Origin of the sequence: Okeania hirsuta, assembly GCF_003838195.1 — a bacterium.
In the GTDB taxonomy this organism is placed as follows: Bacteria; Cyanobacteriota; Cyanobacteriia; order Cyanobacteriales; family Microcoleaceae; genus Okeania; species Okeania hirsuta.
In genome coordinates this window covers 1-1,017 of the sequence record NZ_RCBY01000623.1, presented here as the reverse complement: position 1 = coordinate 1,017, position 1,017 = coordinate 1, and the positions used below count along the sequence as shown (strand labels likewise).

Sequence of the window (1,017 nt, the reverse complement as noted above, 5' to 3'; positions counted from 1 at the left end):
CAAGAAAAAACCATCATTTCCTGTAGATATTCACCCTTGGGTTTACACAAACGATATAAACGGACATGATATGAAAAAATATTCTGGAGCTGAGTTTAGAGGCAGGAGGCAAGAGGTATTTACAGCAAATATTTGTCTCAATGTTATAATACTCTAGTTCATTATACAGTTTATTATATAAGGTAATTTGTAAGCATTCAGCTATTAGCAGTCAGCTCTCAGCAATAAAAATGAATGAAGTAAGTACTAGTTTAACTTATATCATGTTCGGATGATCACTGATAATAAAACCAGAATCATTACAGTAGATGTATTCAAAGTTGATGGCCAAAAAGATGGCGATATAGCTGCCGCACTTGCTCCGCCAACGCCAACTACCTTTATGTTCAAGCGATCGCTTATAATTGAATAGCCCTAGTTTGAGGCCACCAATGGAAGCAAGTTAGTCCTTGTATTAAATCATGCTGTTTCATTAGTTGTTGGCACCGAAAGACTAATAGTTCTTCAAGTTCATCTAAAGAAAGGGGAGAGCTATTGGCCACAACTTCATTAGTTAAAGGCCACAAACGTTCTGCTGGTTGTAGTTCTGGTGACTTGGCAGGTAAATAGATTAAATCCAAACCCTCTGGTATCTTCAAGCTGTCACTGGTATGCCAACCGGCTTGATCGATGACCAGCAGAACTCTTTTATTCTTTCCCAGACCATATTCAGTGGCAAAATCATCTAAAACTTGATTAAATATTTTTGTGTTGACATGGGGTAGAATCCACTCTTTTAGTCTCTCCTGCCAATCGGGTGTACAAACCCATACAACCACATCCACAATGAGCTGTTGCCTGCGCACAGCGCTATACCTGCTTTCCGGTCAGTTCATATCATGTCCGTTTATATCGTTTGTGTAAACCCAAGGGTGAATATCTACAGGAAATGATGGTTTTTTCTTGCGAGGGTAGCCTTCTTTCCTCTTCCCTCTTTCTTCTTCCTTCTTCCTTCTTCCTTCTTCCTTACCTTTGCTA

Annotated in this window: 1 protein-coding gene; it reads right to left on the bottom strand. The window is 39.3% G+C overall.

From position 1 onward, the window contains the following. Positions 1-398 precede the first annotated feature (398 nt). Positions 399-845: a transposase gene (locus tag D5R40_RS33290; RefSeq protein ID WP_124155909.1), complete on the bottom strand. Its 447-nt coding sequence runs from the start codon at positions 843-845 to the stop codon at positions 399-401. Positions 846-1,017 lie beyond the last annotated feature (172 nt).